A 26,485-nucleotide genomic window follows, 5' to 3' on the forward strand; every position below is an offset into this window, starting at 1 on the left:
CCGACGAGGCACTCAGCTCCTCCGACGACGCCGCCACCGCATCCGCCGACCCGGCCACCGCCGAGAGCACGTCCCGCAGGTTCTGCTGCGCCGTGCCCAGCGCAGCAGCCATGCGGCCGAGCTCGTCCCGGCCGCGCACATCGGGCGTCACCGTCAGGTCACCGGCGGCCAGCGCGTCGACCGAGGCCTGCACGGACCGGACCGTGCTGACGATCCGGCCGACGACGAACAGGGTGAGTCCGCCGGCGAGGGCGATGCCGGCGGCCAGGGCCGCCCAGAGCGTGCGCGTGGCCGAGGAGGCGATCGCCGCGGCGTCGTCTGTGTCGCTCTGCCCGGCCGCGACCCGCCGCTCCTGCATGGCGTTGTACTCGTCCATGAGCAGGTCGGAAGAGTTCTGCAGCGGACCGGTGATGAGCGCCGTGGCCGTGGCGAGGTCGCCGGCGTTCGCGGCCGGGACGAGCTGGTCCTCGGCGACGGCGTAGTAGTCCTCCACATGGCCCCGGAAGACCTCGAACGCCTCGCGGTTGACCGTGACCTCGGCGTAGGCGTCCAGCTGGCCGTCGACCGTCTCGCGCCGCTCGGCCAGGTCGGCCAGCAGGGCAGCCCGGGTCGCCGGGTCGGCGAGGGGGTAGGTGTTGTAGCGCGACCGGTCGCCCTGCCACGAGCGCTGGATGTTCGACAGGTCGGCGAGGGTGACGACGTTGTCGTTGATCCGCATGGCGGCCGCCTCGAGCGAGGAGATGCGGCTGACGGCGAGCACCGCCATGGCGACGGCGACCGTGGCCAGCACGGCGAGCGCCGCACCGATCTTCACGCCGACCGGCCGATCGGCGAACCAACCGCCGCTGCGGGCAGTGTGTACCGCGGCAGAACTTCTCATGGGGTGCTCCTGGAATGCGCGGGATGACAGTGGGGCACCGCCACGAGGTCACCGGAATGGTGTTCCTCGTGTGGTGCCCGGGCATCGTGTGCGATTCCGGACGGCTCCACCGCGAATGGTGTGGGCGTGTCGCGGCATGCGGTCGAGAAAGGTCGGCGACCTCCTCCCTGCCGTTTCTTTGTCGACTTGCGGAGAATGGCCTCCGACGGCGGCGCGGGACCGTCCGGCCCCGCGCCGCCCGTGGGCGTCAGTAGGTGAAGCGGCCGACGCTGGTGCGCAGGTCGGCGGCCATCCGGGACAGCTCGTCGACCGCGGTGCGGGTCTGGGTCAGCGCCTGGGTGGTGGCCCCGGCGGCCTCGGACACCCCGGTGATGTTCTCCGCGATCTGCCCGGACCCGCTCGCCGCCTCCTGCACCGACCGGGACATCTCGTTGGTGGTCGCGGTCTGCTCCTCCACCGCGGAGGCGATGGTGGTCTGCCGGTCGCTGATCTGCGCCACGATCGTGCTGATCTCGTCGATGGCCGCCACGGCGGCGGTGGTGTCGCCCTGGATGGCCTGCACCCGGCGGGCGATGTCCTCGGTCGCCTTCGCCGTCTCCTGCGCCAGCTCCTTCACCTCGTTGGCCACTACCGCGAAGCCCTTGCCGGCCTCCCCGGCCCGGGCGGCCTCGATCGTGGCGTTCAGCGCCAGCAGGTTGGTCTGCTCGGCGATCGAGGTGATCACCTTCACCACGTTGCCGATCTCGGCCGAGGACTCCCCCAGCTTCGCCACGGTCGCCGTCGTCGTCTCCGCCGCCGACACGGCGCGAGCGGCCACCTCCGACGCCTCGGCCGCGTTCGTGGCGATCTCCCGGATCGACGCACCCATCTGCTCCGCGCCCGCCGCGACGGTCTCCACGCTGCGGGACACCTCCTCGGCGGCACCGGCCACCACCCCGGACTGGGCCGAGGTCTCCTCCGCCGACGCCGAGATCTGCGCCGACGAGGCGCTCAGCTCCTCCGACGACGCCGCGACCGCGGTCGCCGACGAGGCCACCTCCGTGAGCACCGCCCGCAGACCCTCCTGCGCGGCGTCCAGGGCGGCGGCCATCCGGCCGACCTCGTCCCGGGACTGCACCCCGCTGGCGACCGTCAGGTCGCCGGTGGCCAGCGCCTCCAGCGCGACCTGCACCCGCCGCACCGGCCGGGTGACCGACCGCATCGTCAGCCAGCTGATCGCGAGGATGAGCGCCAGCCCGAGGCCGGCGACGACGATCGTGGTGGTCTGCGTCGTGTCGATCGCCGCGGCCAGCCGGGCCTCGGCCTCGTCGGTCGCTGCCTCGAGCGAGTCCTTGGCCGCTCCCACCGCCCCGTCGGTGAGGTCGTTGGCCGCCTGGATCTGCTCCCAGTTCACCCGGGCCGCCGCCTGGTCGGCGACGGCGGTGTCGACGAACGCGGTGATCGCGGTGGTGTAGTCGTCGAAGCTCGCCTGCAGGTCCGCGACGGCCGAGGCGGCATCGCCGGTCAGCTCGATCGTGTCGAGCTCCGCCAGCAGGGCCACCGGCGTGGCGACGTCGTCGGCCAGCTCGGTCAGCTGCTCGGCGGGCGTCTCGCGAACCAGCGACTTGAAGCCGTCGACCTTGAGCTCGCTGGCTCGGGTGTCCACCTGCAGGACGAGGGCTTGGGCGTGCTGGAGGGCGGCCATCTCGGCGTTGAGCTGGCGGACGGTGGCGTTGCCGATGAGCACCGCCCCGAGCAGGCCCGTGAAGGCCATGACGACGACGCCGACGAGGATGCCGAACTTGACCCCCAGGGGCCGGTCGGCGAACCAGGACGAGCCGCGGGGCGGGGGAGCGGTGGCGGGGGAGCTGGGCACGGGAGGTCTCCTGCATTTTCCGGGGAGGACGAACGGGTCGATCGTTGGACCCATTCCAAGCGTGGTGCGGTTCCCACGACACACGGTTACGGAATTGTTCCCCAGAATGCGCTGACCGAATGGTGGACCGGCGTCATGTCGACTTCGCCGACAATGCGACGCCCCGTGGCCCGCGCCATTCCGGAGGAGATGGCGGGGGAGGGGGGTCAGGCGAGCGCGCGGGCCAGCTCGTCGAGGAAGGGAACGACGGCGGCGGTGTCGGCGAGGCGGAAGCGGGCCGCCGTCTCGCCCTCGCCGACCTTGACCGTGACGTCGTCGTGGGGGAGCGCGCGGAAGGCGTCCTCGTCGGTGAGGTCGTCGCCGAGGTAGATGGCCGCGGCGGCGCCGAGCTCGTCGCGCAGCCGGCGGAGCGCGCTGCCCTTGTCGGCGTCGGTCACCGCGAGCTCGAGCACCTCCTTGCCCGGCTTCAACGTCAGTGACGGATCTGCCGCCCGGTGCGCTTCCTCCAGCAGCCCGGCAGCCGCGGCGCGGTCGGTCACCTGCCGGACGTGCACTGCCACGCTGGCCGGCTTGACCTCCAGGAGCGCGCCCGGCACAGAGGCCACGAGCGGAGCGAGCCGGTCGGCGAGCTCGTCCCGGCGGGCGGCGAGCTCGCCGGTGAGCGGTCCGTCGAACTCGGCCCCGTGGCTGCCGACGTACCGGTACGGGCCGGTGAGGCCGCTGACCGCCTGCAGGTCGGCGACCCCGCGCCCGCTGACCAGTGCCACCACGACGCCGTCGCGGGCGGCGACCCGGCCGAGGGCCTCGGCGGCGCCGGGGGAGAGGACGGCGGCGGACGGCTCGCCGACGAGCGGGGCGAGCACCCCGTCGTAGTCGCTGGCGACCAGCAGCGGCCGGCGGGCGGCCAGCCCGGGCAGCGCGGCCGCGAGGTCAGCCGGGATCCCGGTCACTGCTGCGCACGCAGCGCGTCGATGAACGACGTCGCCCAGTGGTCGAGGTCGTTCTTGGCGAGGTGCCGGCGCATGGCCCGCATCCGCTTGGCGCCTTCGTCCGGCTCCTGACGCAACGCCCGCACCAACTGGTTCTTGAGCCCCGTGATGTCGTGCGGGTTGACCAGGTACGCCTGCCGCAGCTCGGCCGCGGCGCCGGCGAACTCCGAGAGCACCAGGGCTCCGCCGAGGTCGCCGCGGGCGGCCACGTACTCCTTGGCCACCAGGTTCATGCCGTCCCGGTACGGCGTCACGAGCATGACGTCGGCGGCGCGGTACAGGGCGGCGAGCTCCTCGCGCGGCACCGACTGGTTGATGTAGTGCACCGCCGGGCCGCCGAGCGCGCCGAAGATGCCGTTGATGTGGCCGACCTGCTGCTCGATCGTCTCGCGCATGTGCACGTAGTGCTCGACCCGCTCCCGGCTCGGCGTCGCCACCTGCACCATCACGGTGTCGGGCGCCGCCAGGATGCCGTCCTCGAGCAGCTCCTGGAACGCCGAGAGCCGGACGGCGATGCCCTTGGTGTAGTCCAGCCGGTCGACGCCGAGGATGATCTTGTCGGGGCTGCCCAGCTCGGCGCGGACCTCCTTGGCCCGCGCGAGCACCTCGGGGGAGCCGGCCAGCTCGTCGAAGGCCTGCACGTCGATCGAGATCGGGAACGCGCGCGCCGTCACCGTCCGGCCGTCGTACTCGATGGTCGGGCCGCGGGTGGGCAGCTCGTGCAGCCGCCGGGCCAGCTGCACGAAGTTGGTGGCGGCGCTGGGCCGCTGGAAGCCGACCAGGTCGGCGCCGAGCAGGCCCTCGACGATCGCCGAGCGCCACGGCAGCTGGGTGAACAGCTCGTAGGGCGGGAACGGGATGTGGAGGAAGAAGCCGATGGTGAGGTCGGGCCGCCGCTGGCGGAGCATCGCCGGCACCAGCTGCAGCTGGTAGTCGTGCACCCAGACGATCGCGTCGCGCGCCGCCACCTCCGCCGCGCGGTCGGCGAAGCGCTTGTTGACCTGGACGTAGGTGTCCCACCACGTCCGGTGGTACTCGGGCTTCTCGACGACGTCGTGGTACAGCGGCCACAGCGAGGCGTTCGACATGCCCTCGTAGTAGCGGTCGACCTCCTCCTCGGAGAGCTCCACCGGGATCAGCGACATCCCGCCGGACTCGAACGGCTCGGGGGCCTCACCGGCCGATCCCGACCAGCCCACCCACGCGCCGCCCTGCCCGGCCACGAACGGCTCCAGCGCCGTCACCAGGCCTCCTGGGCTGCGCTGCCAGCGCGTCGAGCCGTCGGGGTCGGTCACCTGGTCGACGGGTAGCCGGTTGGCCACCACGACGACGGGGCTGTCCGCTCGCTCGTGTCCTGCCGATGTCCCAGCCATACCGTCCCCGACCCTACTGAGCACCGCCGCCGACCGCGTTCCGAACCCTCATCCGGCGGCCACCCGGTAGGCCACCGCGGCCGCGCCGAGCCCGAGCACCACGCTCGCGGCGGTGTAGACCAGCGCCCGCCCGAGCCGTCGGTCCCCGCGGGGACCGCCGCCCGACCGGCGGTTTCCGCCGGAACCGCCGGACTCGGCCAGCCGGACGACGTCGGCGCCGAACGTGGAGAAGGTCGTCAGCGTCCCGCAGAAGCCGGTGCCGACCAGGGTGACCACCCAGCCGGGCGCGGCCGCCGTCCCCAGGACGACGCCCAGCACCGCGCTGCCGACCACGTTGACCACCAGGGTGCCCGGCGCGGGGTCCCGGCCGCCGCGGGCGACCAGACGGGTCACCAGCAGCCGCAGCGGGGCGCCGGCCAGCGCACCCGCGGCCACCAGCAGCGGCGTCACCGGGCGGACACCGCTCGGACCGCCCGCGCGCCCGCCACGACCGCGAGGACGCCGCCGACGACCGAGGCGAGCACGTAGCCGGCGGCCCGCACCGCCGCCCCGGCGTCGGCGAGCTCGACCACCTCGACGGCGAAGGCGGAGTAGGTGGTGTAGCCACCGAGGACGCCGACGGCCAGCAGCGGCCGCACCCACGCCGGCTCGGGGGATCGGGCGGTGACGACGGCGAGCAGCGCACCCAGCAGCAGGCAGCCGGTGAGGTTGACCAGCAGCGTCGCCCACGGCCAGCCGCCGGGGGAGGAGGGCAGCGCCGTCGCCACGCCCCAGCGGGCCAGCGCCCCGAGGACGCCGCCCACCGCGGCCAGCAGGTACGCCACCCGGTCCTCCCGAGGCATAGGAAGCTATCCCCACGTCACGAGCTCGAGGACGTGGGTAGAGCTTCCTATACCGCGGGGAGGCTCAGCGGCGGCGGGTCTCGGGGAAGAGCAGGTCGACGAAGCGCTCCGCGGTCGGCTGCGGCTCGTGGTTGGCGAGCCCAGGCCGCTCGTTGGCCTCGATGAACACGTGCTCCGGGCCCTCGACGTCCGGCACCAGGAAGTCCAGGCCGGTCACCGGGATGCCGATGGCGCGGCTGGCCCGGACGGCGGCCTGCGCGATGTCCGGGTGCAGCCGGTCGGTGACGTCCTCGATGGTGCCGCCGGTGTGCAGGTTCGCCGTCCGCCGCACACGGATCCGCGCCCCGCTGGGGGGGACGTCGTCCATCGCGTAGCCGGACTCGGCCACCACCTCGGCGGTCGTGTCGTCCAGCGGGATCCGCGACTCCCCGCCGGTGGCCCGTTCCCGGCGGCGGCTGGTGGACCGCACCAGGTCGGTGACCGGGCTGCGGCCGTCGCCGACCACCTCGGCCGGACGGCGCACCGCGGCGGCCACCACCTGGTGGTCGATCACCACCACCCGCAGGTCGTCGCCGGCAACCAGCTGCTCGACCAGCACGTCGGGGCAGAACTGCAGGGCCGCACCGACCGCCCGCTCCAGCGCCTCCGGCGACGTCACACCGACCGTGATGCCGCGGCCCTGCTCACCCCGCGCGGGCTTCACCACCACCTCGCCGCACTCGGCCATCAGCGCCAGCGCGTCGTCGAGGTCGTCCTCCGCCGCCACCGCCCCCCGGGGCACCCGGACGCCGGCCCGCTCCATGATCCGGCGGGTGACCCGCTTGTCGTCGCAGCGGCTCATCGCCACCGCGCTGGTGAACTCCGACAGCGACTCGCGGGTGAGCACCGTCCGGCCGCCGAGGGACAGCCGCATCTCGCCCCACTCGGCGTCGGTCACCTCGACGCGCACCCCGCGTCGCAGCGCCTCGTCGGCGATGAGCCGCGCGTAGGGGTTGAGCTCGTCCAGGCCGGGCGGGCGGGCGGCGAACAGCGGGCTGTTGATCGGGTTCTTCCGCTTGACGCACACCGCGGGCGTCCGCTGGAACCCGAGCTTGCGGTAGAGCGCGATCGCGCCGCTGTTGTCGTGCATGACCGAGAGGTCCAGGTACGACCGGCCCCGGCCGACGTAGCGCTCGGCCAGCACCCGGACCAGCGCCTCGCCGGTACCGGGCGGGGCGTCCTGGGCGTGCACGGCGAGGCACCACAGGCTGGTGCCGCCCTCGAGGTCGTCGAAGGCGAGCACGTGGTCGACGCCGGTGACCGTGCCGACGATCCGCCCGGTGCGCCGGTCCTCGGCGACCAGGTAGGTGAAGGTGCGGGTCCGGTGGTTGGCCCACATGGTGGCCGGGTCGCCGGTGACCATGCCGTTGCGGGCGTAGATCTCGTTGATCGCCCTCATCTCGGCCAGCGAGGTCACCGTGCGCACGAAGACACCGCGGATCGGCTCGGGCCGCGGCCGGTAGCGGTGCAGGTCCAGCCGGTAGGTGTAGCTGGGGTCGATGAACAGCTCGTCCGGCGCCAACCCGACCAGCACGTGCGGGTCCCGCGGGTAGATGCAGATGTCCCGGCGGCCGCCCTCCTCAGCGCGCAGCGCGTCGACGATCCCGCGCAGGTCGGCGAACGTCTGGCCGAAGACGAGCCGGCCCCAGCCGAGGTCGAGGACGACGTCGGTCGCCATGCCCCGGAGCTGGTGCTCCGAGGGCTGCTGCCACGAGCGGCTGGTGAACGACGGCGTGGCGGCGACCGCCGTCCGGCGACGGTGCCCGGCGAGCCGGGACATCACAGCCCGCTCACACCCCGTGCGTCTGCAGCCAGAGCTCGAGCAGGCCGAGCTGCCAGAGCTTGTTGCCGCGCAGCGGGGTGAGCTCGCCGTTCGGGTCGGCGAGCAGGCCGTCGACGTACTCGGGGCGGAACAGCCCCCGCTCCCGGGCGGCCTCGTTGGACAGGGCGTCGCGCACCAGGTCGAGGACCTTGCCCTCGAGGTGGGTGATCGCCGGCACCGGGAAGTAGCCCTTGGGCCGGTCGATGACCTCCGGCGGGATGATCCGCCGGCCGATCGCCTTGAGCACGCCCTTGCCGCCGTCGGCCAGCTTGAGCTCCGGGGGACACATCGCGGCCAGCTCGACGAGGTCGTGGTCGAGGAACGGGACGCGGGCCTCCAGGCCCCACGCCATGGACATGTTGTCCACCCGCTTCACCGGGTCGTCGACCAGCATGACCTCACTGTCGAGGCGGAGCGCCGCGTCCACCGCGGTCTGCGCGCCCGCCATGGACATGTGCTGCCGGACGAACTCCAGGCTCGGGTCGCCGTCCACCGCGTACCGGTCGGCGACCAGCCTCGCCATGTCGGCGGCGTCCCGGTCGAAGAAGGCGGCGGCGTAGCGCTCGACGGCCTCCTCGCGGCCCACCTCGGCCAGCGGCGGGTACCAGTGGTAGCCGGCGAAGACCTCGTCGGCGCCCTGCCCCGACTGGACCACCCGGATCGTCTGCGACACCCGCTCCGACAGCAGGTCGAAGGCGACGACGTCGTGGCTGACCATCGGCTCGGCCATCGCGCCGATCGCGTGTCCCAGGGCGGCCGCCAGCTCGTCGGAGGCCACCCGGATGCGGTGGTGGTCGGTGGCGAACCGCTCGGCGATGACGTCGGAGTACTGGAACTCGTCACCCTCGCGCCCCCCGACGGCCTCGAAGCCGATCGAGTAGGTGGCCAGCCCGGTCTGGCCCTCCTCGGCGAGCAGGCCGACGATCAGGCTGGAGTCCAGCCCGCCGGAGAGCAGCACGCCGACCGGGATGTCGGCGACCAGCCGCCGGCGGACGGCGACCCGCAGCGCCTCCTCGATCGCGTCCTCCCAGTCCCGCGCGGACCAGGACGCGTGCTCGGGACGGCGCTCGTAGGTGGCGTTCCAGTAGCGGTGCTCGCGGCTGGTCCCGTCGGCCTCCACCACCCGCAGGGTGGCCGGCGGCAGCTTGCGGACGCCGCTGAGGATCGTCCGCGGCGCCGGGACGACGGCGTGCCAGGTGAGGTAGTGGTGCAGCGCCACCGGGTCGATGGAGGTGTCGACGTCGCCGGCCCGGAGCAGCGCGGGCAGCGTCGAGGCGAACCGCAGCCGTCCCGGCGTCTCGCTCAGGTAGAGCGGCTTGATGCCCAGCCGGTCCCGGGCCATCACGATCCGGCCGGTGTCGCGCTCGTGGATGACGAAGGCGAACATGCCGTGCAGGTGCGAGACGACGTCGGCGCCCCAGTGGTGGTAGCCCTTGAGGATCACCTCGGTGTCGCTGTGCGAGAAGAACCGGTAGCCGTGCCCCTCGAGCTCGGCGCGCAGCTCCTGGTAGTCGTAGATGCAGCCGTTGAAGACCGCGGTGAGGCCCAGCTCGTTGTCGACCATCGGCTGGGAGCCGCAGCTGGACAGGTCGATCACCGACAGCCGGCGGTGCCCGAAGGCCACCCGGCCGTTGCTCCACGTCCCCTGGCCGTCCGGGCCACGGGGGACCAGGGCCTCCACCATCCGCGCCACGGCAGTGGTGTCGGCCAGGGAGCCGTCGAACCTGATCTCGCCGGAGAGGCCGCACATGAGTTCGATCCAACCCCCTCGGCACGGGGACCCGCCAGGCGGTCGGCGGAACGTCACACGCCGGACACACGCCCCGTTCCACGTGGAACGGGGCGGGCGATCGTGGGACCCCTGCGGGCAGAAGTGGCCAGTTCTGCCCCTGCGCTGACCAGGGGCCACCGCGCCTCAGCCGTGGTGCAGCGCGACCGGCCGGCCGTCGCTCCCGCAGCCGGGCGCCCCTGTCAACCGGGCAGGTCCGCCGTCGTGCGCTGCACCGGCCGCGCCAGGACGTCGGCCACGTAGCGGCGCGCCGGGCCGGCCAGGACCGCGCAGAACTCCATCCAGGCGTCCCGGAGCTCGACGCCCGGCCAGCCCGGCGGGCGCAGCGCGTCGGGCAGGATCGGGTCGCCGTTGGACACCCGCCGCACCCGGGCCAGCGCCCGCAGGTGGGTCACCAGCGCCGCGGCGCCGTCCGGCTCGGGGCCGGCGAGGACGGCCCTCATCCGCTCGATCTCCTGGCGGTAGGCCGCGGCCACCCCGTGCAGGTCCCAGCACCGGGCGGCGAGGGCGGCGTCCGACCCGCCGGTCTCGGGGGTCAGCTGCGCGGTGAGCAGGTCCAGCCGGCTGATCTGCTCGCCGGCCAGCTCGGTGCGGACGCCGTCGAGCGCGACCCGGTGCGGCGAGAGCCACGTCGCCGGGGCCAGCGGCCCGAAGCCGTGCCGGGTCAGCGTCCGGCGCACCCGCTCCCGCACCGCCCGGTCGGTCTCCGGGACGGTGTAGATGACCATGCGCCACCGGCCGTCCCACGGCGCCAGCCGCTCGTCGAGGCGGGCCCACCGCACCCGGACGGCGGAACGGAGCTCCTCGGTGGGGGTGTAGAGCGTCTCCCGGCCCCGGCGGAAGGCGCTCAGCCAGCCCACCCGCCGCAGCGCCGCGGTCGCCATCCGCGTGGTCGGCTCGGCCACTCCGAGGGTCTCCAGCAGGGTCACCAGCGACCGCAGCCGTACCGGCTGGTCGGTCACGGCGTCGAGGTGCTCGGCGAAGAGGTCGACGACGAGCTCGCGGACGGTCATCGAGGTCCTTTCGGCGCGCCCGGTGTTGGACGCGCCCCGTGGTGTCCGTCCCGGCCGAGGGCGGTGCCCGGGACGTTCCCCCTACGCGGGAGGATGGCACCCGTGCCAGTGCTCGCTGCCCCGGGGTCCCCCTGGTGAGTTCCGCGCTGGTGGTCGCCGTGACCGTGGTCGCGGCGCTGGTGGCCCTCGCCGGCCTCGCCTCGACGCTGGCCCGGCGGCGGATCGGCCTGCTGCACCTGTGGGGGACGGCGCTGCTGGAGGCGTTGCTGCTGGTGCAGGCCGTGCTCGCCGTCGTCCTCCTGGTGCGCGGGGAGCAGCCGGCCGACACCCCGACCTTCCTCGGCTACCTGGGTGGCATCGTGCTGCTGCCGGTCGCCGGGGCACTGTGGGCGCGGTCGGAACCGACCCGCTGGGCCGGCACGGTACTGGCCGTGGCGGCCGGCGCGGTGGGGGTCATGATCTGGCGGTTGCTGCAGCTGTGGGAGGCGACGGGTGGCTGAGCCGGTGCAGGGCGAGCGGGCGGCCGGCGGCGCCACCGCGGGCGGGCCCGGTCGGGTGCTGGTCGCCGTCTACGGCGTCTTCGCCCTGGCCGCGGGTGCACGGGCGGCGGTGCAGCTGTCCACCCGCTTCGACGAGGCCCCGGTCGCCTACCTGCTGTCCGCGCTGGCCGCGGTGGTCTACCTCGTCGCGACCGTCGCGCTGGCCCGCGGCGGACGGCGGACGGCGCTGGTCGCCATCTCGATCGAGCTCGCCGGCGTGCTCGTGGTGGGCACGCTGTCGCTGCTGGACGCGGCGGCCTTCCCCGACGAGACGGTGTGGTCGGCCTACGGGCGCGGCTACCTGTTCATCCCGCTGGTGCTGCCGGTGGTCGGCCTGCTCTGGCTCCGCCGGGCCCGCGCACTGCCTCGGTAGCGTCCGGCGGGGTCAGAACTCGCCGCCGCCGAAGTCGCCACCGAAGTCGCCGCCGACGTCCCCGCCGGAGTCGCCCCAGCCGCTGTCGGCGCCGCCGGCGAAGTCGCCCCCGGGGTCCCCGCCGTGGTCGCCGTCGGCCCCGGCGCCGTCCTGGTAGCCCTCGGCGTAGGCCTCCTCGTCCCCTCCGCCGAAGAGCCCGCCGTCGCCGATGCCGGTGTCGAACAGGGCGTCGGCCACCGCCGTCCCGACCACGAGGCCGCCGACGGTGCCCAGCAGGCTGGCGCCCATCATGCTGCCGAAGCTCGGCCCGTACCCGCCGCCGAAGCCGCCGCCGTACCCGCCCCGGCCGTACCCGCCGCCGTACCCGCCGCCGAACGCGCGCTCGAGCGTGCCCGGCTGGCGCACCTCGGCCCGGGTGGCGGCCCGGGCCAGGCTGCGCGGGTCGTCCGACCGCGGCCGCTCGCCCGAGGGCACCGCGGCGGCCAGCTGCACCAGCACCTCCTGGCGCTGCTGCGGGGTGAGCTTGCTGAACGCCTCGGCGTGCGCCGCCTCGATCTGGTCGGGCGGCGCGGTGCGCAGCAGGTACCGGTAGCGCTCGACCGCCTGCTGGTCCTCCGAACGCGCGGGCTGGGGTGGCGGGGGAGGGGCCTCGTAGTCGCCGTACGTGCGCGCGTGCCCGTCGTCGTAGCCGGAGCGGCGGCGGCCGAAGAGCCGGTCGAGCAGTCCCATGGCGATCGTCTCCCTCCGTGGCGCACCACGTCCTGCGTGGATGGGTTTCCCGGAGCGGCCGCGCCCACACCTGGCAACCGGACGGGGCCCCCGGCGGGGGATCAGCCCTCCGACGCCTCCCGCAGGCCGTAGGTGCCCCGGTGGAACAGCAGCGGCCGGCGCTGCCCGTCGGCGCCGAGATCGAGCACCCGCGCGGCCACCAGGGTGTGGTCGCCGCCGTCGTACTCGGCCCACAACTCGCAGTCGATCCAGGCGACGACGTCGTCGAGCACCGGCTGCCCGCGCCGGCTGGCCCGCCAGTGCACGCCGGCGAACTTGTCCGTGCCGGACCGGGCGAACGCGCCGGAGACCTCCGTCTGGTCCTCGGCGAGGACGTTGACGCAGAACCGGCCGATGTCCCGGAGTCGCGGCCAGGTGCTGGAGGTGCGCGCCGGCGCGAACACCACCAGCGGCGGGTCCAGCGACAGCGAGCTGAACGACTGGCAGGTGAACCCGATCGGCCCGTCGTCGGCGATCGCGGTGACCACGGTGACCCCGGAGGCGAAGTGCCCGAGCACGTCGCGCATGAGCCGCGGGTCCACGACCTCCACCCCGCCCGTCGACACCGGTTCCGCGTCGCTCATGCCCTGCAGCCAACCACGGCGGCGCCCCGGTCAGCCGACCGGCTGCGGCCGGGGGACCGACCGGCCCCCGGCCCGGTACAGGGAGCTCGGCAGCTCGTGGCCCACCGCCTCCTCGGTCACCCGGGCGGCGGCCAGCACGGCGTCGAGGTCCAGGCCGGTGCGCACGCCGGACTCCTCGAGCAGGTAGACCAGCTCCTCGGTGGCGATGTTGCCGCTGGCCCCGGGGGCGAAGGGGCAGCCGCCCAGGCCGCCCACGGAGGAGTCCAGCTGGGTCACGCCGGCCTGGACCGCGGCCAGCGCGTTGGCCTGACCGGTGCCGCGGGTGTCGTGGAAGTGCACGCCGACGGGGACGCCGGGGCAGGCGCGGCGGACGGCGTCGAGCAGCTGGACCACCCGCAGCGGCGTCGTCGTCCCGATCGTGTCGCCCAGGCACAGCGCGTCGGCGCCGGCGGTGACCGCGGCGCGGGCGACGTCGACGGTGCGGGGGATCGGGGTGCGACCGTCGAACGGGCAGTCCCAGGCGGTGGCGATGACCACCTCCAGCGAGCCGCCCGCGCCGTGGGCGAGGGCGGCGATCTCGGCGACCGCGCCGACGGCCTCGGCGGTGGAGCGCCCGGCGTTGGCGCGGCTGTGCCCGTCGGAGGCCGACACGACGTACTCGAGGTCGGCCACGCCGGCGTCGACGGCGCGGGTGGCGCCGCGCGGGTTGGCGACCAGGGCCGACCAGTGCACGCCGCCCCAGCGGGACAGCTCGGCGGCCACCTGGTCGGCGTCGGCGAGCGCGGGGACGGCCTTGGGGGAGACGAAGGACGTCGCCTCGATCCGGCGGACGCCCGTGGCCACCAGCGCCTCGAGCATCGCCAGCTTGGCCTCCAGGGGCACCGGCGCCTCGAGCTGGAGGCCGTCGCGCATCCCCACCTCGCGGATGTCGACGGCGGCGGGGAGCACCAGGTCGAACTCGTTCACGCAGGACCTCCTCGTCCGGTCGTGATCGTCATCCTCCTCGTCAGGTTCCACGTGGAACGACTCGGGGAACCTCCATGTCGAGAACGCGCAGGAAAGTGCCCTCGTTGCCGCAGGATGTCCGCCACGGAGGTGCCATGTGACGAACGTGATGGGCACGTTGCCCCCGGCGGATCGCCGGAGCGCGTTCGCCAACGCGCCCATGGGCATCCTCCTGGCCACCCCGTCCGGACTGGTGGTCGACGCCAACCCGGCGTTCGCCACCATGCTGGGCCGGACGACCGAGGACCTCTACGGTTGCTCGGTCCTCGACCTCATCCACACCGAGGACGCCCCGTCCACCGCCGAGGCGTACTCCGAGCTGGTCCACCGGCGCCGGACGATGCGGCACGAGACCCGGCTGGTCCGCCGCGACGGCAGCGTGGTGCCGGTGCAGGTGACGTCGTCCTGGGTGGAGGGGACGCCGGACGGCGACCCGCCGCACGTGGTGGCGATCATCGAGGACATCACCGAGCGCAAGGCCCTGGAGGCGGCGCTCGTGCACCGCTCGCTGCACGACCCGCTGACCGGCCTGCCGAACCGGATCCTCTTCGGCGACCGGTTGCGGCACGCCCTCGAGCGCGGTCACCGCGAGCGGACCCCCACCTGCCTGCTGGGCATCGACCTCGACGGGTTCAAGGAGATCAACGACCAGCACGGGCACCCGGTCGGCGACGAGGTGCTGGTCGCCTTCGCCGAGCGGCTGCGGTCGGTGCTGCGCTCCAGCGACACCGCCGCCCGGGTGGGTGGCGACGAGTTCAGCATCGTGTGCGAGAACAGCGAGCGGGCCGACGCCGAGGCGCTGGCCCAGCGGCTGCAGCACACCGCCACCGAGCCGCTGCGGGTCGACGACGTCGTCATCCCGCTGGGCATGAGCGTCGGCATCGGCACGGTGGCCGGCGGCACAGACCCCGAGCTGGCCTACGAACTGCTCATCCGCGAGGCCGACGACGCCATGTACGCCGACAAGGGCGCCCGGCGGCGCTGAACGGCCCCGTCCTCGTCACCGCACCGCCGGCTCGGGCGCCCGGGCGGCCGGCGCGGCCGGAACCGGGCCCAGCTTCGCGCCCTCGACGTCGAGGTCGGGCAGCGCGCGGTCCAGCCAGCGCGGCAGCCACCAGGCCGAGCGGCCGAGCAGGGCCAGGACGGCCGGCACGAGCGTCATCCGGACGGCGAACGCGTCGAGCAGGATCCCGACGGCCAGGCCGAACGCGATCGCCTTGACCACGACGTCGTCGATGGTCACGAAGCTGGCGAAGACCGAGAACATGATCAGCGCGGCCGCCACGACCACCCGCGAGGCGTGCCGGGCACCGGCGAGCACCGCGGCGCGCGGCGCCGCCCCGTGCACGTACTCCTCGCGCATCCGGGAGACCAGGAAGACCTCGTAGTCCATGGCCAGGCCGAACAGCACCGCCATGAGGATGACGGGCATGAAGCTGATGATCGGCCCCGTCGTCGGGACGCCGAACACGTCGCCCAGCCAGCCCCACTGGAAGACCGCCACCACCGCGCCGAACGACGCCGCCACCGAGAGCAGGAACCCGATCGCGGCCTTGATCGGCACGAGCACCGAGCGGAAGACCAGCAGCAGCAGGACGACCGCCAGGCCGACGACGACGAGCGCGAAGGGCACCAGGGCGTCGTCGAGCCGGTCGGAGACGTCGATGGCGACGGCGGTCTGGCCGGTCACCGACACCTCTGCGCCGGTCTGCGCCTCCAGTTCCGGGGCGAGGTCGCGCAGCGCGGCGACGAGGTCGCCGGTCGCCTCGTCCTGCGGCCCGCTCTCGGGGATGACGGTGACCAGCGCCGCGGTGCCCTCGGGTAGCACGGCCGGAACGGCGTAGGCGACGTCGTCCAGGCCGCCCTCGAACTGGCCCGGCACCTGGGTCGGCGTCCCGCCGAGGGCGGCCGCCACCTGGCCGGCCGCCTGCCGCGCGGTGGCCGGGTCGAGGCCGTCGACGAGGACGACCAGCGGGCCGTTCAGGCCCGGACCGAACGTCTCGCTGATGAGGTCGTAGGCCTGCCGCTGCGGCGCGTCCTCGGCGGCCGCGCTGTTGTCGGGGAGCGCGAGCTGCAGCTGCGCAGCCGGGAGGGCCAGCACGCCCAAACCGACGACGGTGAGGAGGACGGTGACCAGCGGACGGCGGGTGACCAGGCGGGCCCAGCGCTCGCCCATGGAGCGGCCGGCCCGGTCGGGGACGGCCCCGTCCTGCGCGGCCTGCGCCACCTCGCGGCGGGCCGCCCGGGACCCGGGCCGGGGCGCGAGCCGGGAGCCGGCGAAGCCCAGCAGGGCCGGCAGCAGGGTGAGGGCGACGAGGACGGCGACCAGCACGGTGGCCGCGGCCGCCAGGCCCATGACGGTGAGGAAGGGGATGCCGACGACCGACAGGCCCGACAGCGCGATGACGACGGTGAGGCCGGCGAAGACGACCGCGGTCCCGGCCGTGCCGGTGGCCCGCGCCGCGGACTCCTCCGGGTCCATGCCGGCGGCCAGCTGGCTGCGGTGCCGGGACAGGATGAACAGCGCGTAGTCGATGCCGACGGCCAGGCCGATCATCAGCGCCAGCGTGGGCGCGGTCGACGACAGCGAGATGAGGCTGGAGGCGCCGAGCAGCCCGCCGAGCCCCACGGCGACGCCGACGATCGCCGTCAGCAGGTTCATCCCGGCGGCGAGCAGCGAGCCGAAGGTGAGCACCAGCACGAGGACGGCGACGGCCACGCCGACGAACTCGGTGGGGCCGATCTCGACGCCGGTGGTGCTGAACGCGCCGCCACCGACGGCCACCTGCATGCCGGCGTCCGCGGCCGCCTGCGTGGTCTCCTGCAGGGCGTCGAGGCTGCCCTCCTCCAGCTCCGCCGGACCGGCCACCGGGTACTCGACGACGGCCAGCGCGGCGCGGCCGTCGGGGGAGATCGCCTGGTTGACGAAGGGGTCGGCGACGGCGGCGACCTGCGGGGCCCGGGCCGCCTCGGCCACGACCTCGGCGATGGCCGCCTGGTACTGCGGCTCGACGACGGTGGCGCCGTCCGGGGCGACGAAGACGATCTGCGCGCTCACCCCGGCCGCCGACGGCTGCAGGTCGGCCAGCCGGTCCAGCGCGGCCTGGGACTCCGACCCCGGGATGGTGAACTGGTCGTCGAACTCGCCACCCGCGGTCACCAGGACCGTGACGACGGCGGCGAGCACGAGCACCCAGATCGCGGCCACGAGCCGGCGGGAGCGGTAGACGGCCCGGCCGAGCCGGGCGAGCAGGGTGGCCATGGTTCCTCGGTCCTCTGGTTCTGTGTTCTCGGGGTCAGCCGGAGACGGCGGCGCGCAGCAGGAGCAGCAGCGCGGTGTGCTCGAGGGAGTCGTCGGGGCGGTCGGGGTCCGCGTCGGTGGCCTGCGCGACGACGACGCCGTCGTGCAGGGCGAGCAGGATGCGGGCCAGCTGCCCCGCCGGGACGGCGAGGCGCAGGCCGACCCGGGCGGTCGCGCTCTCGATGAGGTCGGTCAGCCGGTCGTGCAGGGCGGCGGTGTGCTCGCGCAGGGCGGCGGCCGCCTCAGGGCGGCGGGCGGCGTGCAGCGCGTACTCGGTGTGCACGAGCACCCAGGAGCGGTCGGCGCGGAAGGTGGACAGGCACCGCTCGACGGCGGCGGAGACCGGGTCCCGCTCGGACTCGATGCCGGTCAGCTGCTCCTCCACCCGGGCCAGCTCGCGGCCGGTCTCCCGCGCGTAGAGCGCGGCGAACAGCTCGTCCTTGGTGCGGAAGCTGGAGTAGAAGGCCCCGCGGGTGAAGCCGCCGCGGCGGCAGATGTCCTCGACGCTGGCCGCGGCGAACCCGACCTCGGCGAAGGTCTCCAGGGCGGCGTCCAGCAGCAGTTCCACGGTGACCGCCCGCCGGCGCTTGGGCCGGTCGAGATCGGTCGTCGTCACGATGCACGACTGTATCGGATACGCCGCTGTATCGAACCGCCCCCCGCCGCTCCCGGACCTTCCGCGCCGGCTCCGTGGATCCTCTGGACTTTCCGCGCCGAAAGTCCGGGCTCGAGCCGTCGGTTCCCCGGAAACCGCCGGGGTCGGTGCGGCGGTTTCCCCGGAAACCGCCGGGGTCAGCCCGTCCAGCGGGTGACGACGTCGGTGAACGCGGCCGTCGCCTGCTGCAGCTCGGCGAGCTCCACGTACTCGTCGACGGCGTGCATGACCGCGGGCGTGCCGGGCCCCCACACGACGATCGGGGCGCCACCGACCACCTGGCCGAGCACCGAGGCATCGGTGAAGTAGGTCGCCGGCGTGGGCCGGACGGGCGCGGGCAGGCCGGCCACCCACGGGTCGTCGCCCGGGGTGCCGACCGGCGGCAGGTCGACCCGCACCTCGACGTCGGCCACCTCGGGCTGGCCCCGCCACCAGTCCAGCAGCTCGCCGCCGTCGGCGACGGTGCGCATGTCCACGACCACCTCGGCGCGGTCCGGGACGACGTTGGGCACGGTGCCGCCGGCCACGACGCCGGGGTTCCACGTCTCCGTGCCGAGGAACGGGTCGGTGCGGAAGGGCAGCGCCCCGCCGGCGCGCGCCAGCAGCGCGGCCAGGTCGAGGACGGCGTTGTGCCCGCGCTCGGGCGTGCTGCCGTGCGCCGCGCGCCCCGCCGTCCGGACGGCCAGCCAGAGCGCCCCCTTGTGCCCGAGGACGACCTGGTTGCCGGTCGCCTCGGGGACGACGACCGCCCCGACCGACTGCCCGGCGACCGCGTCGGCCGCGGCGGCGGCGCCCTTGGAGCCGATCTCCTCGTCGCTGGTGAGCAGCAGCGCGACCGGCGTCTCCGGGTCGGCGGCGGCCAGCGCGGCGGCCGCGGCGACCACGCCGGCCTTCATGTCGCTGCCGCCCCGGCCCCACACCCGGCCCCCGTCGAGGTCGGCGCCGAACGGATCGCGGGTCCAGGCGCCGGGGTCGGGCACCGGGACGGTGTCGACGTGGCAGGCGAGCAGCAGCTGCCGCCGGGCGGGGTCCGTGGGGGTGCGCAGCAGGGTCCAGGGGTGGTCGGGGTCCCGGCCCTCGGTGACCTCCAGGTGTGGTGCCCGCTCCCGGAGGACGTCGGTGAGGGTGCCGAGCGCGTCCCGCTGGGCCGCTGCGTCGCCCGAGACCGTCGTCCGACCGACCAGCTCCCGGACGAGGGCGGTCAGGTCGAGGGCCGCCACCTCAGCCGCCCAGGCTGGCCGTGACGACGGCGCGGGCCTCCTCCTGCACCCGCGCCAGGTGCTCCGGGCCCTGGAAGGACTCGGCGTAGACCTTGTAGACGTCCTCGGTGCCCGACGGCCGGGCGGCGAACCAGGCGTTCTCGGTGACCACCTTGAGCCCGCCGATGGAGGCGTCGTTGCCCGGCGCGCGGGTGAGCTTCGCGGTGATCGGCTCACCGGCCAGCTCGGTCGCCGTCACGTCCTCCGGGGACAGCTTGCCCAGGGCCGCCTTCTGCTCGCGGGTGGCCGGCGCGTCGATCCGCGCGTAGGCCGACTCGCCGTACCGGGCGGTCAGCTCGGCGTGCAGCTGGGACGGCGAGCGCCCGGTCACGGCCTGGATCTCGCTGGCCAGCAGGGCGAGCAGGATGCCGTCCTTGTCCGTCGTCCACACCCCGCCGTCCCGCCGGAGGAACGAGGCCCCAGCCGACTCCTCGCCGCCGAAGCCGACCGACCCGTCGAGCAGCCCGGGCACGAACCACTTGAACCCGACCGGCACCTCGACCAGGCGCCGGCCGAGGTCGGCGACGACCCGGTCGATGAGCGACGACGACACGAGGGTCTTGCCGACGGCGGTGTCCGCAGCCCACTCGGGGCGGTGCGAGAACAGGTAGGAGATCGCCACCGCGAGGAAGTGGTTGGGGTTCAGGAGGCCGCCGTCGGGCGTGACGATCCCGTGCCGGTCGGCGTCGGCGTCGTTGCCGGTGGCGATCTGGAACTGGTCGCGCTTGCCGATCAGCGACGCCATGGCGCTGGGGGAGGAGCAGTCCATGCGGATCTTGCCGTCCCAGTCCAGCGTCATGAACCGCCAGGTGGGGTCGACCAACGGGTTGACCACGGTGAGGTCGATCCGGTGCCGATCGGCGATCGCGCCCCAGTAGTCGACGCTGGCGCCGCCGAGGGGGTCGGCGCCGATCCGCACGCCGGCGTCGCGGACGGCGTCGAGGTCGAGCACCGACGGCAGGTCCTCGACGTAGTCGCCGAGGAAGTCGTGCGGCTGCGCCGCGGCCCGTGCCCGGGTGAACGGGACGCGCTGGACCCCCGCCAGCCCGGCGTGCAGCAGCTCGTTGGCCCGCGCCGCGATGACCTTCGTGGCGTCGGTGTCCGCCGGGCCGCCGTTGGGCGGGTTGTACTTGAACCCGCCGTCGCGGGGCGGGTTGTGCGACGGGGTGACCACGATGCCGTCGGCGAGACCGGTCGTCCGGCCGCGGTTGGCCCGCAGGATCGCGTGGCTGACCGCCGGGGTGGGTGTGTACCGGTCGGCGGCGTCGACGAGCACCGTCACGTCGTTGGCGGCCAGCACCTCCAGCGCGCTGGCCCACGCCGGTTCGGAGAGCGCGTGGGTGTCCCGGCCGATGAACAGCGGCCCGTCGTACCCCTGCGCCGTCCGGTACTCGCAGATGGCCTGGGTGGTGGCCAGGATGTGCGCCTCGTTGAACGCGGCGTCGAACGACGAGCCGCGGTGGCCGCTGGTCCCGAAGGCCACCTGCTGCGCCGGGTCCGCCGGATCGGGCTCCCGCGTGTAGTAGGCGGTGACCAGCGCGGCGACGTCGACGAGGTCGCCGGGGGAGGCGGGCTGTCCGGCGCGGGTGGCGGTCATGCGCTGATCGTGGCCGGGGCAGGGCCGCCCCGCGAGCCGACCTGTGGACGACGCCGCGCGGCGGCGCGGTGAGGGTGTGGACTGGGCCGGTGGACGACCGTGGATGGGCCGAGTGGCTCGGCACCTTCTCGCGCGAGGAACTCACCGAGCTGCTCACCGCGCGCCCCGACCTGGCGGCCGGGTACCCACCACGCACGCTCTGGGAGCTGGCCGGCCGGATCTGCCACGCCGCGTCGGTGGCCGCCGCGGTCGAGGACCTCCGCCTGCCCGAGCGACAGGTGTGGGAGGCGGTCCGGGCCCTGGGGGAGCGCAGGCGCCGCCCGGACCTCGACGACCTCCTGGGCGTCTCCGGACCCGACCACACCGACGCGGTGGGTGCCGCCGTCGGGACCCTGATCCGGCGCGGCCTCCTCCGGCCGGACGACGGTGCGCTCGTCGTCCCCTTGGCCGCGGAGCTGCCGCCGTACCCGCTGGGCGTGCCCGGACCACGGGCGCGGACGGCCTGGGCCGAGGCCACCCTGCCCGAGCTGCAGCGGGCCCTCCGGCGCTGGGGCGAACGGCCCCCCGCCCGCAAGGCCGAGGCTCTGGACCACGTGGTCCGCGTGGTCAGCGACCCGGCGCGGGTGCGGGCCCGGTTCGACACCGCTCCCGACGACGTCCGCCGCGGCCTGCTCCGGTGGGCCGGCCGGCCGGAACCGGGCGCCGGCTCCCGGCCCCTCGTCGCGGTCCCGGCGGACCGCTGGTGGATCTCCGACTCGGACGACGACCTCGAGCCGCCCTGGGGGGATCCCGACCGGTACCGGGAGGACACGGCCGCACGCCGATGGGCGGCCGAGCACGGTCTCGCGGTCACCCCCGCGCACGGCTGGGGTGGCGTCCTGCCCGCTGAGGTGGCACTCGCCGTCCGCGGGGAGCGCTGGCGGGCGCCCTTCGACCCCGTGCCGCCCGGCCCGGCCGTCAGCGCGGTGCCGCCGGCCGCCGTGGACTCCGCAGCGGCCGAGGCGGTCGCCCGGCTGCTGCGGCTGGTGGCGGACCTGCTCGATCGGGTGCGCCGGCAGGAGATCGCCTCCCTGGCCGGTGGCGGGATCGGCGTGCGGGAGCTGCGACGGCTCGGCAAGGATCTCGGCGCGGACGAGGCCCAGACACGGCTGGCGCTGGAGACCGCTCGCGCTGCGGGGCTCGTCCGCAGCGGCGTGTCGGGCATCGAGCCGACCACCCTCGCCGCGGAGTGGGCCGCGGGCGAGCCGGCCGACCAGGTCGTGCCGCTGGTACTCGCCTGGTGGCGACACGAGGCGATGGCCACCCGGGCTCGGGACGGTGACGGCAGGCCGGTCCCCGCGCTCGGGGCCCAGGTGCCCTGCCGGGGCTGCGCCGCCACCCGCCGGACCCTCCTCGCGGCCACCGCGGCCGTGCCCGGGGGAGCGGCCGGTGACCCCGCCGCGCTGCGCGCCGCGGCGCTCTGGAGCCGGCCGGCGGCGCACACGGTGCCCGGCGAGTCGGCGCCGCTGGACACCCTCTGGTCCGAGCTGCACCTGGTCGGAGTGGTCGGCGCCGGTGCGATCAGCGCGGTCGGCCGGGCCCTGCTGGCCGGGGACGAGGCCGGACTGCGCCGGTGGGCCGACGGCGTGCTGCCGGCGCGGGTGGCGACGGTCCGGTTCGGATCCGACCTCACCGCGGTGGCCACCGGCTCACCAGCGGCGTCCCTCGCCGCCGTGCTCGACTCGTGCGCCGATCGCGAGAGCACCGGTGCCGGGGTGATCTGGCGGCTGGGCCCGCCGACGATCCGGCGGGCCCTCGACGCGGGGCGGACCGGCGACGACCTGGTGACCGCGCTGCGGGAGGTGACCGATCGCGACCTGCCCCAGCCGCTGGTGCACCTCGTGCAGGATGTCGCCCGCCGGCACGGGCACCTCCGCGTCACCGCGGCCGCCTGCGTGCTGACCGGGGTCGACGAGGCCCTGGTCGCCCAGGTCCTGGCCGACCGGCGCCTCGGCCGGCTCGGGCTGCGGCAGGTCGGCCCGACGGTGCTGGCCGCGAGCGCCGCGCCCGACGTCACGCTGGCCGCCCTGCGCGCGGCGGGGTACCTGCCCGTCGCGGACGCCGAGCCGCCGCGCGGGACCGCCGAGGCCGCCGCGGCCCGCCATGCGGCGCGCGACGCGGCCCGGCGGATCGACGACGCCGTCGCGCCGGCCCGGCCGCGGCTGACCGTCGTCCCACCGCCGGTCGCGGACGTCGCCCGTGCCCTGCTGGACGGCGCCCGCACCGAGCCGCCGGCCGACCCGCTCCCGCCGGGACTGGCGGGAGCGGCGCCGCACCTCACCCCGGGCGAACTCGCTCTCCTGGCCGAGGCGGTCGGCTCCGGCGGTCGGGTGTCGATCGTCTACCGGGCGGCCTCCGGTGCCGTGACCGACCGGGTGATCCGGGCACCGGAGGTCCTGGGCCACGTGCTGGAGGCCTGGTGCGAGCTCCGCGGCGACGAGCGCGTCTTCTCGCTGTCAGGCGTGCTGCGCGTGCTGCCCGCGCCGTGAGCGGCGTGGCGGCGCGGGGCGCGAGCCCCGGGCCGCGGGCCTCCGGGCCCCGGGCCGCGGGCCGCGGGTGACTCGGGACCTGCGTGGCCGCGGGGCCGCGGGGGACCTGGGATCCGGGTGGCCCGGACGCCACGGTGACCTAGTCGCCGCGCGACTGCCGCAGGCGCGCGGGGGCGCGTCGGTGCCAGGCCTCCTCGAGCAGCTCGGCCACCTGGTCGGAGGCGGCGCCGGTGAGGTCCACCCGGACGCCGTTCAACTTCTTCCCCCACCACAGGAGGCTGCAGGGACCGCCCTCGACCGCCCGCGCCTCGCCCTCGTCGAGCATGACGTTGAGCGTGTCCTGGTCCCAGAGGGTCGCCAGCACCGTCGTCCCGAGCCGGAACGCGGGCCGCCCGTGGTGCGGCGCCTCGGTCACCTCCGGGAGGGCGAGGGCCAGCGCGCGGACGTCGTCGGGCGTCACGACCTGGGGTGCCCGCGGTAGTCGCCGACGCTCCACGAGTTGCCCTCCGGGTCCCGGACGGAGAACTCCTTGCCGCCGTACGGCACGTCGGCGAGCGGCCGGAGGACCTCGACGCCGGCTGCCTGCACACGGTCCCAGACGGCCGCGACGTCGTCGGTGACCAGGTAGGCGCCGGTGACACCGGCGTCGACCGGCCAATGACCGTCGTCGCGGGCCGAGCCGAGCATCACGCCGCCGCCGGGAGGCCAGGCCAGCTCGGCGTGGACCACCAGGGCACCGTCGCGGACGACGAGCGTCTCCTCGAAGCCGAGGACGTCGACGAGGAAGCGGATGAGGGCGGGGGCGTCGTCCGCGCGGACGGCGGGCCAGACGGTGGGAGCGGGTGTCGTCATGCGGCCGAGCCTGCCGAGCCGACGGCGGCGTCGTCTTGGACGAATCCGAACTCCGCGGCCATCCACTGCAGCGGGGACAGCCCGCTGAACGACCGCCAGTCGCGGGTCAGGTGGGACTGGTCGGCATACCCGGCCGCCGCCGCGAGACCGGCGAGGTCGGGACGGCCTCCCGCTGCGACGCGGGCGGTCAGCCCCCGTCGGGCCCGGTCGAACCGCACGACGCGGGCGGCCTCCTTCGGCCCCAGTCCGGTCTCGGACCGGAACTGCGTGGTCAGGTGCCGCTCGGACCAGCCCACCCGCGCGGCGATCTCGGCCACCCGCAGCCGTCCCCCGCCGTCCACCGTCAGCCGCCACGCCTCGGCGATCTCGGGCGCCGCGTGGGAGTCGGTGGCGAGGTGGTCCAGCAGGAACTCCTCCACGGTGGCGAAGCGCGCCGGCCACCCGGCCGCCTCCCGGACCCGGTCGAGCAGCTCGGCCGTGACCCGCACGCCGAGGACGTCGTCCAGGCCCACGTCCACCGAGGCGAGCGCCGCCGCGGGGGTGCCCAGCAGCACGCGGGCACCCTCCGGTGTCAGGGCCAGTTGGATGCCCTCCTGCCGACCCGGGTGGGCGATCAGCGCCGGCCGGGTGTGCAGCCCGCCCAGGACCGTCTCGAACGTGCCCCCCGGCTGCCGCGGGTCGGCGTGCGCGCAGACCACCAGGGGAGCGTCGATCGGCAGGACCACGGTGAGGAACGGCGAGGGCAGCCCGCGGTGCACGCCCGGCGGCAGCCCCGCCTGCCGGTAGCCGACCGCCGCCGCCACCAGCCCGCGGAGCGCCGGGGGTGGCCGGTACCCGACGAACTCGCTGGTCACGGACCCAGGATGGCAGCGCGACGCCCGGCGCTCCAGCGCCTCCACGCCGCCACCCGTGCGTGGACGTCCGGACCGGTACCGGTCGAGCCCGCTGATCGATCGACCACGGCATGAGGACTCCTCTCTCGGGCCGAGATCAGACCAGCGACGGACGACGCCGCGCTCTCGCCCGTCCACAGGCGGGTCCGCCGTCCACAGGTGCGGCTCCCGCCTGGTGCCGACGGTCCGCGCGTGCTCGGCTGGACGCGTCGAACTGGCCGCTGAACTGCGGTTTCTGTCCTACCGGCGGCCTGCGCTCGACTCGTCGAACCGACACCGGTACGGAAGGAGGGCGGGTGTCCGAACTGCGCTCCGCCCTGGAGGGGCTGGTCGACACCGATCTCGGCGAGCTGTCCGATGCGTCCCTGCTCGACCTGGTCGGTGAGCTGTCGACCGCCGCCAACCGGGTCGCCGCCGCGCTGACGTCGGCCGTCCGTGTGGCCGACCACCGGAGGGCCTACCGACGCGACGGAGCGGTGTCGATGAGGAGCTGGCTGCGGGGCAGCTGCCGGCTGTCGCCTGCGGAGGCAACGGCGGTGGTGTCGTCAGGGCGCCGGCTCGAGCAGCTGCCGGCCACCGCCGCGGCCTTCGCCGCCGGTGAGATCACCGCAGACCACGCCCGTGTCATCACCCGCGCGATGACCCCTGGCCGGGTCGCCAGGGCCGAAGGGCTCGGTATCGCGCTGGGGGAGACCGACCGGATCCTCGCCGACCTGGCCCGGCAGACGACGCCCGACGAGACGGCTCGGGGAGTTGCACGCTGGGTCGCCGGCGTGGATCCCGACGGCTCCCTCGACGACGCGGCGGACACCCGCCGCCGGTTCACGATGGCCTCCGGCCTCGACGGCCGCGTGCACCTGCGCGGCGAACTGGACGCGGTGGGCGGCGAGTACCTGCACACCGCCCTGGCGGCGCTCATGAACGGCGACCGCCCGGCGGGCGACACCCGCGGCCACGCCGAGCGTCAGGCCGACGCCCTGGTCGCCCTCGCCCGCGGCGCTCTCGACGGGGGCTCGTTGCCCGACGTCCGCGGCGAGCGGCCGCACGTGCGGGTCACCGTCGACTGGCACTCCCTGTCCGCCGCTCGCGGTGCGCCGGGCGTCGCGGGCGGCGAGCTGGGCTGGGCTGGGCCGATCACGCCGGAGACGGCTCGGCGCCTGGCCTGCGACGCCGGCGTGGTCCGGGTCATCACGGGTCCGGACGGGCTGCCCCTCGACGTCGGCCGTGCGCAGCGGACGGCCGGCGCGGCGATCCGGCGGGCGGTCGAGGTCCGCGACGGTCACTGCGTCTTCGCCGGTTGCGACGCCCCGCCCGAGTGGTGCGACGTCCATCATGTCGTCCACTGGGCATTCGGCGGCCCGACCTCCTGCGACAACGGCGCGCTGCTCTGTGAACGGCACCACACCGCCTGCCACGAGGGCGGCTTCACCGTCACCCGTGATCCCGGGAGCGGCCACTGGCACACCTGGCGCCCCGACGGGAGCGAGGTCCTCATCCGCGCCGGCCCCTGAGGCCATGGCCAGGCCCGG

At 75.2% G+C, this 26,485-nt stretch carries 24 protein-coding genes; 5 read left to right on the forward strand and 19 right to left on the reverse strand.

Annotated features, from left to right (window positions below; all coding sequences use genetic code 11):
* From MY526_RS22450 to MY526_RS22490, 9 genes are all read right to left on the reverse strand, one after another.
* Window positions 1-880 (reverse strand): HAMP domain-containing protein (locus tag MY526_RS22450; RefSeq protein WP_436705116.1); only part of this gene is annotated, 880 nt, incomplete at its 3' end.
* A 247-nt stretch (window positions 881-1,127) separates the two neighbouring features.
* On the reverse strand, window positions 1,128-2,735 hold the full coding sequence (locus MY526_RS22455) for a methyl-accepting chemotaxis protein (RefSeq protein WP_436705117.1): 1,608 nt from the start codon (window positions 2,733-2,735) through the stop codon (window positions 1,128-1,130).
* Window positions 2,736-2,941: 206 nt separating this feature from the next.
* Complete coding sequence (gene otsB / locus MY526_RS22460) at window positions 2,942-3,685, reverse strand: trehalose-phosphatase (protein WP_436705118.1); 744 nt, start codon at window positions 3,683-3,685, stop codon at window positions 2,942-2,944.
* On the reverse strand, window positions 3,682-5,097 hold the full coding sequence (locus MY526_RS22465) for an alpha,alpha-trehalose-phosphate synthase (UDP-forming) (RefSeq protein ID WP_436705119.1): 1,416 nt from the start codon (window positions 5,095-5,097) through the stop codon (window positions 3,682-3,684). Before MY526_RS22465 ends, otsB begins: the two co-directional genes overlap by 4 nt.
* Window positions 5,098-5,145: 48 nt before the next feature.
* Window positions 5,146-5,547 carry a fluoride efflux transporter FluC gene (locus MY526_RS22470; protein WP_436695022.1) on the reverse strand — a complete coding sequence of 134 codons (402 nt, stop codon included), beginning with the start codon at window positions 5,545-5,547 and terminating at the stop codon, window positions 5,146-5,148.
* A complete protein-coding gene (gene crcB, locus MY526_RS22475; RefSeq protein ID WP_436705120.1) occupies window positions 5,544-5,921 on the reverse strand; it encodes a fluoride efflux transporter CrcB in 378 nt (125 codons plus the stop codon). The genes MY526_RS22470 and crcB overlap by 4 nt, the downstream gene beginning before the upstream one ends.
* Before the next feature lie 82 nt (window positions 5,922-6,003).
* A complete protein-coding gene (gene ngg / locus MY526_RS22480; protein ID WP_436695026.1) occupies window positions 6,004-7,758 on the reverse strand; it encodes an N-acetylglutaminylglutamine synthetase in 1,755 nt (584 codons plus the stop codon).
* A 10-nt stretch (window positions 7,759-7,768) separates the two neighbouring features.
* Window positions 7,769-9,550 (reverse strand): N-acetylglutaminylglutamine amidotransferase, encoded by a 1,782-nt coding sequence (locus MY526_RS22485; protein ID WP_436695028.1) that lies wholly within the window; start codon window positions 9,548-9,550, stop codon window positions 7,769-7,771.
* Between the two features lie 221 nt (window positions 9,551-9,771).
* Window positions 9,772-10,602 (reverse strand): PaaX family transcriptional regulator, encoded by an 831-nt coding sequence (locus MY526_RS22490; RefSeq protein WP_436695029.1) that lies wholly within the window; start codon window positions 10,600-10,602, stop codon window positions 9,772-9,774.
* A gap of 134 nt (window positions 10,603-10,736) precedes the next feature.
* Here MY526_RS22490 and MY526_RS22495 point away from each other — a divergent pair, with 134 nt between their 5' ends.
* Window positions 10,737-11,102 (forward strand): hypothetical protein, encoded by a 366-nt coding sequence (locus MY526_RS22495; protein ID WP_436695031.1) that lies wholly within the window; start codon window positions 10,737-10,739, stop codon window positions 11,100-11,102.
* The gene (locus MY526_RS22500; protein WP_436695033.1) at window positions 11,095-11,514 is read left to right on the forward strand and encodes a hypothetical protein; all 420 of its coding nucleotides are present in this window, start codon (window positions 11,095-11,097) and stop codon (window positions 11,512-11,514) included. The genes MY526_RS22495 and MY526_RS22500 overlap by 8 nt, the downstream gene beginning before the upstream one ends.
* A 12-nt stretch (window positions 11,515-11,526) precedes the next feature.
* Here the strand turns inward: MY526_RS22500 and MY526_RS22505 are convergent, their stop codons facing one another.
* The 3 genes from MY526_RS22505 to MY526_RS22515 all read right to left on the reverse strand — a co-directional run bounded on the left by MY526_RS22505 (window position 11,527) and on the right by MY526_RS22515 (window position 13,832).
* On the reverse strand, window positions 11,527-12,243 hold the full coding sequence (locus MY526_RS22505; RefSeq protein WP_436695035.1) for a hypothetical protein: 717 nt from the start codon (window positions 12,241-12,243) through the stop codon (window positions 11,527-11,529).
* A 101-nt stretch (window positions 12,244-12,344) separates the two neighbouring features.
* On the reverse strand, window positions 12,345-12,866 hold the full coding sequence (locus MY526_RS22510; RefSeq protein ID WP_436695037.1) for a flavin reductase family protein: 522 nt from the start codon (window positions 12,864-12,866) through the stop codon (window positions 12,345-12,347).
* A gap of 30 nt (window positions 12,867-12,896) precedes the next feature.
* Entirely contained in the window at window positions 12,897-13,832 is a 936-nt protein-coding gene (locus tag MY526_RS22515) for a hydroxymethylglutaryl-CoA lyase (RefSeq protein ID WP_436695038.1), read from the reverse strand.
* A 136-nt stretch (window positions 13,833-13,968) separates the two neighbouring features.
* On the opposite strand from MY526_RS22515, the gene MY526_RS22520 reads away from it, so the two are divergent.
* Entirely contained in the window at window positions 13,969-14,856 is an 888-nt protein-coding gene (locus MY526_RS22520; RefSeq protein ID WP_436695040.1) for a diguanylate cyclase domain-containing protein, read from the forward strand.
* A gap of 15 nt (window positions 14,857-14,871) precedes the next feature.
* Here MY526_RS22520 and MY526_RS22525 read toward each other — a convergent pair whose 3' ends face one another.
* From MY526_RS22525 to pgm, 4 genes are all read right to left on the reverse strand, one after another.
* Entirely contained in the window at window positions 14,872-17,133 is a 2,262-nt protein-coding gene (locus tag MY526_RS22525) for an MMPL family transporter (protein ID WP_436695042.1), read from the reverse strand.
* Between the two features lie 34 nt (window positions 17,134-17,167).
* A complete protein-coding gene (locus MY526_RS22530) occupies window positions 17,168-17,788 on the reverse strand; it encodes a TetR/AcrR family transcriptional regulator (RefSeq protein ID WP_436695044.1) in 621 nt (206 codons plus the stop codon).
* A gap of 176 nt (window positions 17,789-17,964) precedes the next feature.
* Complete coding sequence (locus MY526_RS22535) at window positions 17,965-19,047, reverse strand: M20 family metallopeptidase (RefSeq protein ID WP_436695046.1); 1,083 nt, start codon at window positions 19,045-19,047, stop codon at window positions 17,965-17,967.
* 1 nt (window position 19,048) lies between these two features.
* Entirely contained in the window at window positions 19,049-20,683 is a 1,635-nt protein-coding gene (gene pgm, locus MY526_RS22540) for a phosphoglucomutase (alpha-D-glucose-1,6-bisphosphate-dependent) (RefSeq protein WP_436695047.1), read from the reverse strand.
* 89 nt (window positions 20,684-20,772) lie between these two features.
* On the opposite strand from pgm, the gene MY526_RS22545 reads away from it, so the two are divergent.
* Complete coding sequence (locus MY526_RS22545; protein ID WP_436705121.1) at window positions 20,773-23,211, forward strand: helicase-associated domain-containing protein; 2,439 nt, start codon at window positions 20,773-20,775, stop codon at window positions 23,209-23,211.
* Window positions 23,212-23,350: 139 nt separating this feature from the next.
* On the opposite strand, the gene MY526_RS22550 is transcribed toward MY526_RS22545, so the two are convergent.
* Genes MY526_RS22550 through MY526_RS22560 form a run of 3 tightly spaced genes read right to left on the reverse strand, consistent with a single transcriptional unit; the run spans window position 23,351 to window position 24,917 of the window.
* Window positions 23,351-23,671 carry an MmcQ/YjbR family DNA-binding protein gene (locus MY526_RS22550; protein WP_436705122.1) on the reverse strand — a complete coding sequence of 107 codons (321 nt, stop codon included), beginning with the start codon at window positions 23,669-23,671 and terminating at the stop codon, window positions 23,351-23,353.
* The gene (locus MY526_RS22555) at window positions 23,668-24,063 is read right to left on the reverse strand and encodes a VOC family protein (RefSeq protein WP_436705123.1); all 396 of its coding nucleotides are present in this window, start codon (window positions 24,061-24,063) and stop codon (window positions 23,668-23,670) included. Before MY526_RS22555 ends, MY526_RS22550 begins: the two co-directional genes overlap by 4 nt.
* Window positions 24,060-24,917: a helix-turn-helix domain-containing protein gene (locus MY526_RS22560; RefSeq protein WP_436705124.1), complete on the reverse strand. Its 858-nt coding sequence runs from the start codon at window positions 24,915-24,917 to the stop codon at window positions 24,060-24,062. Before MY526_RS22560 ends, MY526_RS22555 begins: the two co-directional genes overlap by 4 nt.
* Before the next feature lie 335 nt (window positions 24,918-25,252).
* On the opposite strand from MY526_RS22560, the gene MY526_RS22565 reads away from it, so the two are divergent.
* Entirely contained in the window at window positions 25,253-26,467 is a 1,215-nt protein-coding gene (locus tag MY526_RS22565; RefSeq protein WP_436695057.1) for a DUF222 domain-containing protein, read from the forward strand.
* The last annotated feature ends 18 nt before the right edge of the window (window positions 26,468-26,485 follow it).

The sequence above is a fragment of the Geodermatophilus sp. CPCC 205761 genome (assembly GCF_051383655.1).
Taxonomy (GTDB): Bacteria; Actinomycetota; Actinomycetes; order Mycobacteriales; family Geodermatophilaceae; genus Geodermatophilus.

What these genes read in the sequence shown, in the direction of transcription:
- MY526_RS22465 (WP_436705119.1), bottom strand. Translation starts at nt 5,097, where the DNA reads ATGGCTGGGACATCGGCAGGACACGAGCGAGCGGACAGCCCCGTCGTC.
- ngg (WP_436695026.1), bottom strand. Translation starts at nt 7,758, where the DNA reads ATGTCCCGGCTCGCCGGGCACCGTCGCCGGACGGCGGTCGCCGCCACG.
- MY526_RS22485 (WP_436695028.1), bottom strand. Translation starts at nt 9,550, where the DNA reads ATGTGCGGCCTCTCCGGCGAGATCAGGTTCGACGGCTCCCTGGCCGAC.
- MY526_RS22490 (WP_436695029.1), bottom strand. Translation starts at nt 10,602, where the DNA reads ATGACCGTCCGCGAGCTCGTCGTCGACCTCTTCGCCGAGCACCTCGAC.
- MY526_RS22505 (WP_436695035.1), bottom strand. Translation starts at nt 12,243, where the DNA reads ATGGGACTGCTCGACCGGCTCTTCGGCCGCCGCCGCTCCGGCTACGAC.
- MY526_RS22510 (WP_436695037.1), bottom strand. Translation starts at nt 12,866, where the DNA reads ATGAGCGACGCGGAACCGGTGTCGACGGGCGGGGTGGAGGTCGTGGAC.
- MY526_RS22525 (WP_436695042.1), bottom strand. Translation starts at nt 17,133, where the DNA reads ATGGCCACCCTGCTCGCCCGGCTCGGCCGGGCCGTCTACCGCTCCCGC.
- pgm (WP_436695047.1), bottom strand. Translation starts at nt 20,683, where the DNA reads ATGACCGCCACCCGCGCCGGACAGCCCGCCTCCCCCGGCGACCTCGTC.
- MY526_RS22555 (WP_436705123.1), bottom strand. Translation starts at nt 24,063, where the DNA reads ATGACGACACCCGCTCCCACCGTCTGGCCCGCCGTCCGCGCGGACGAC.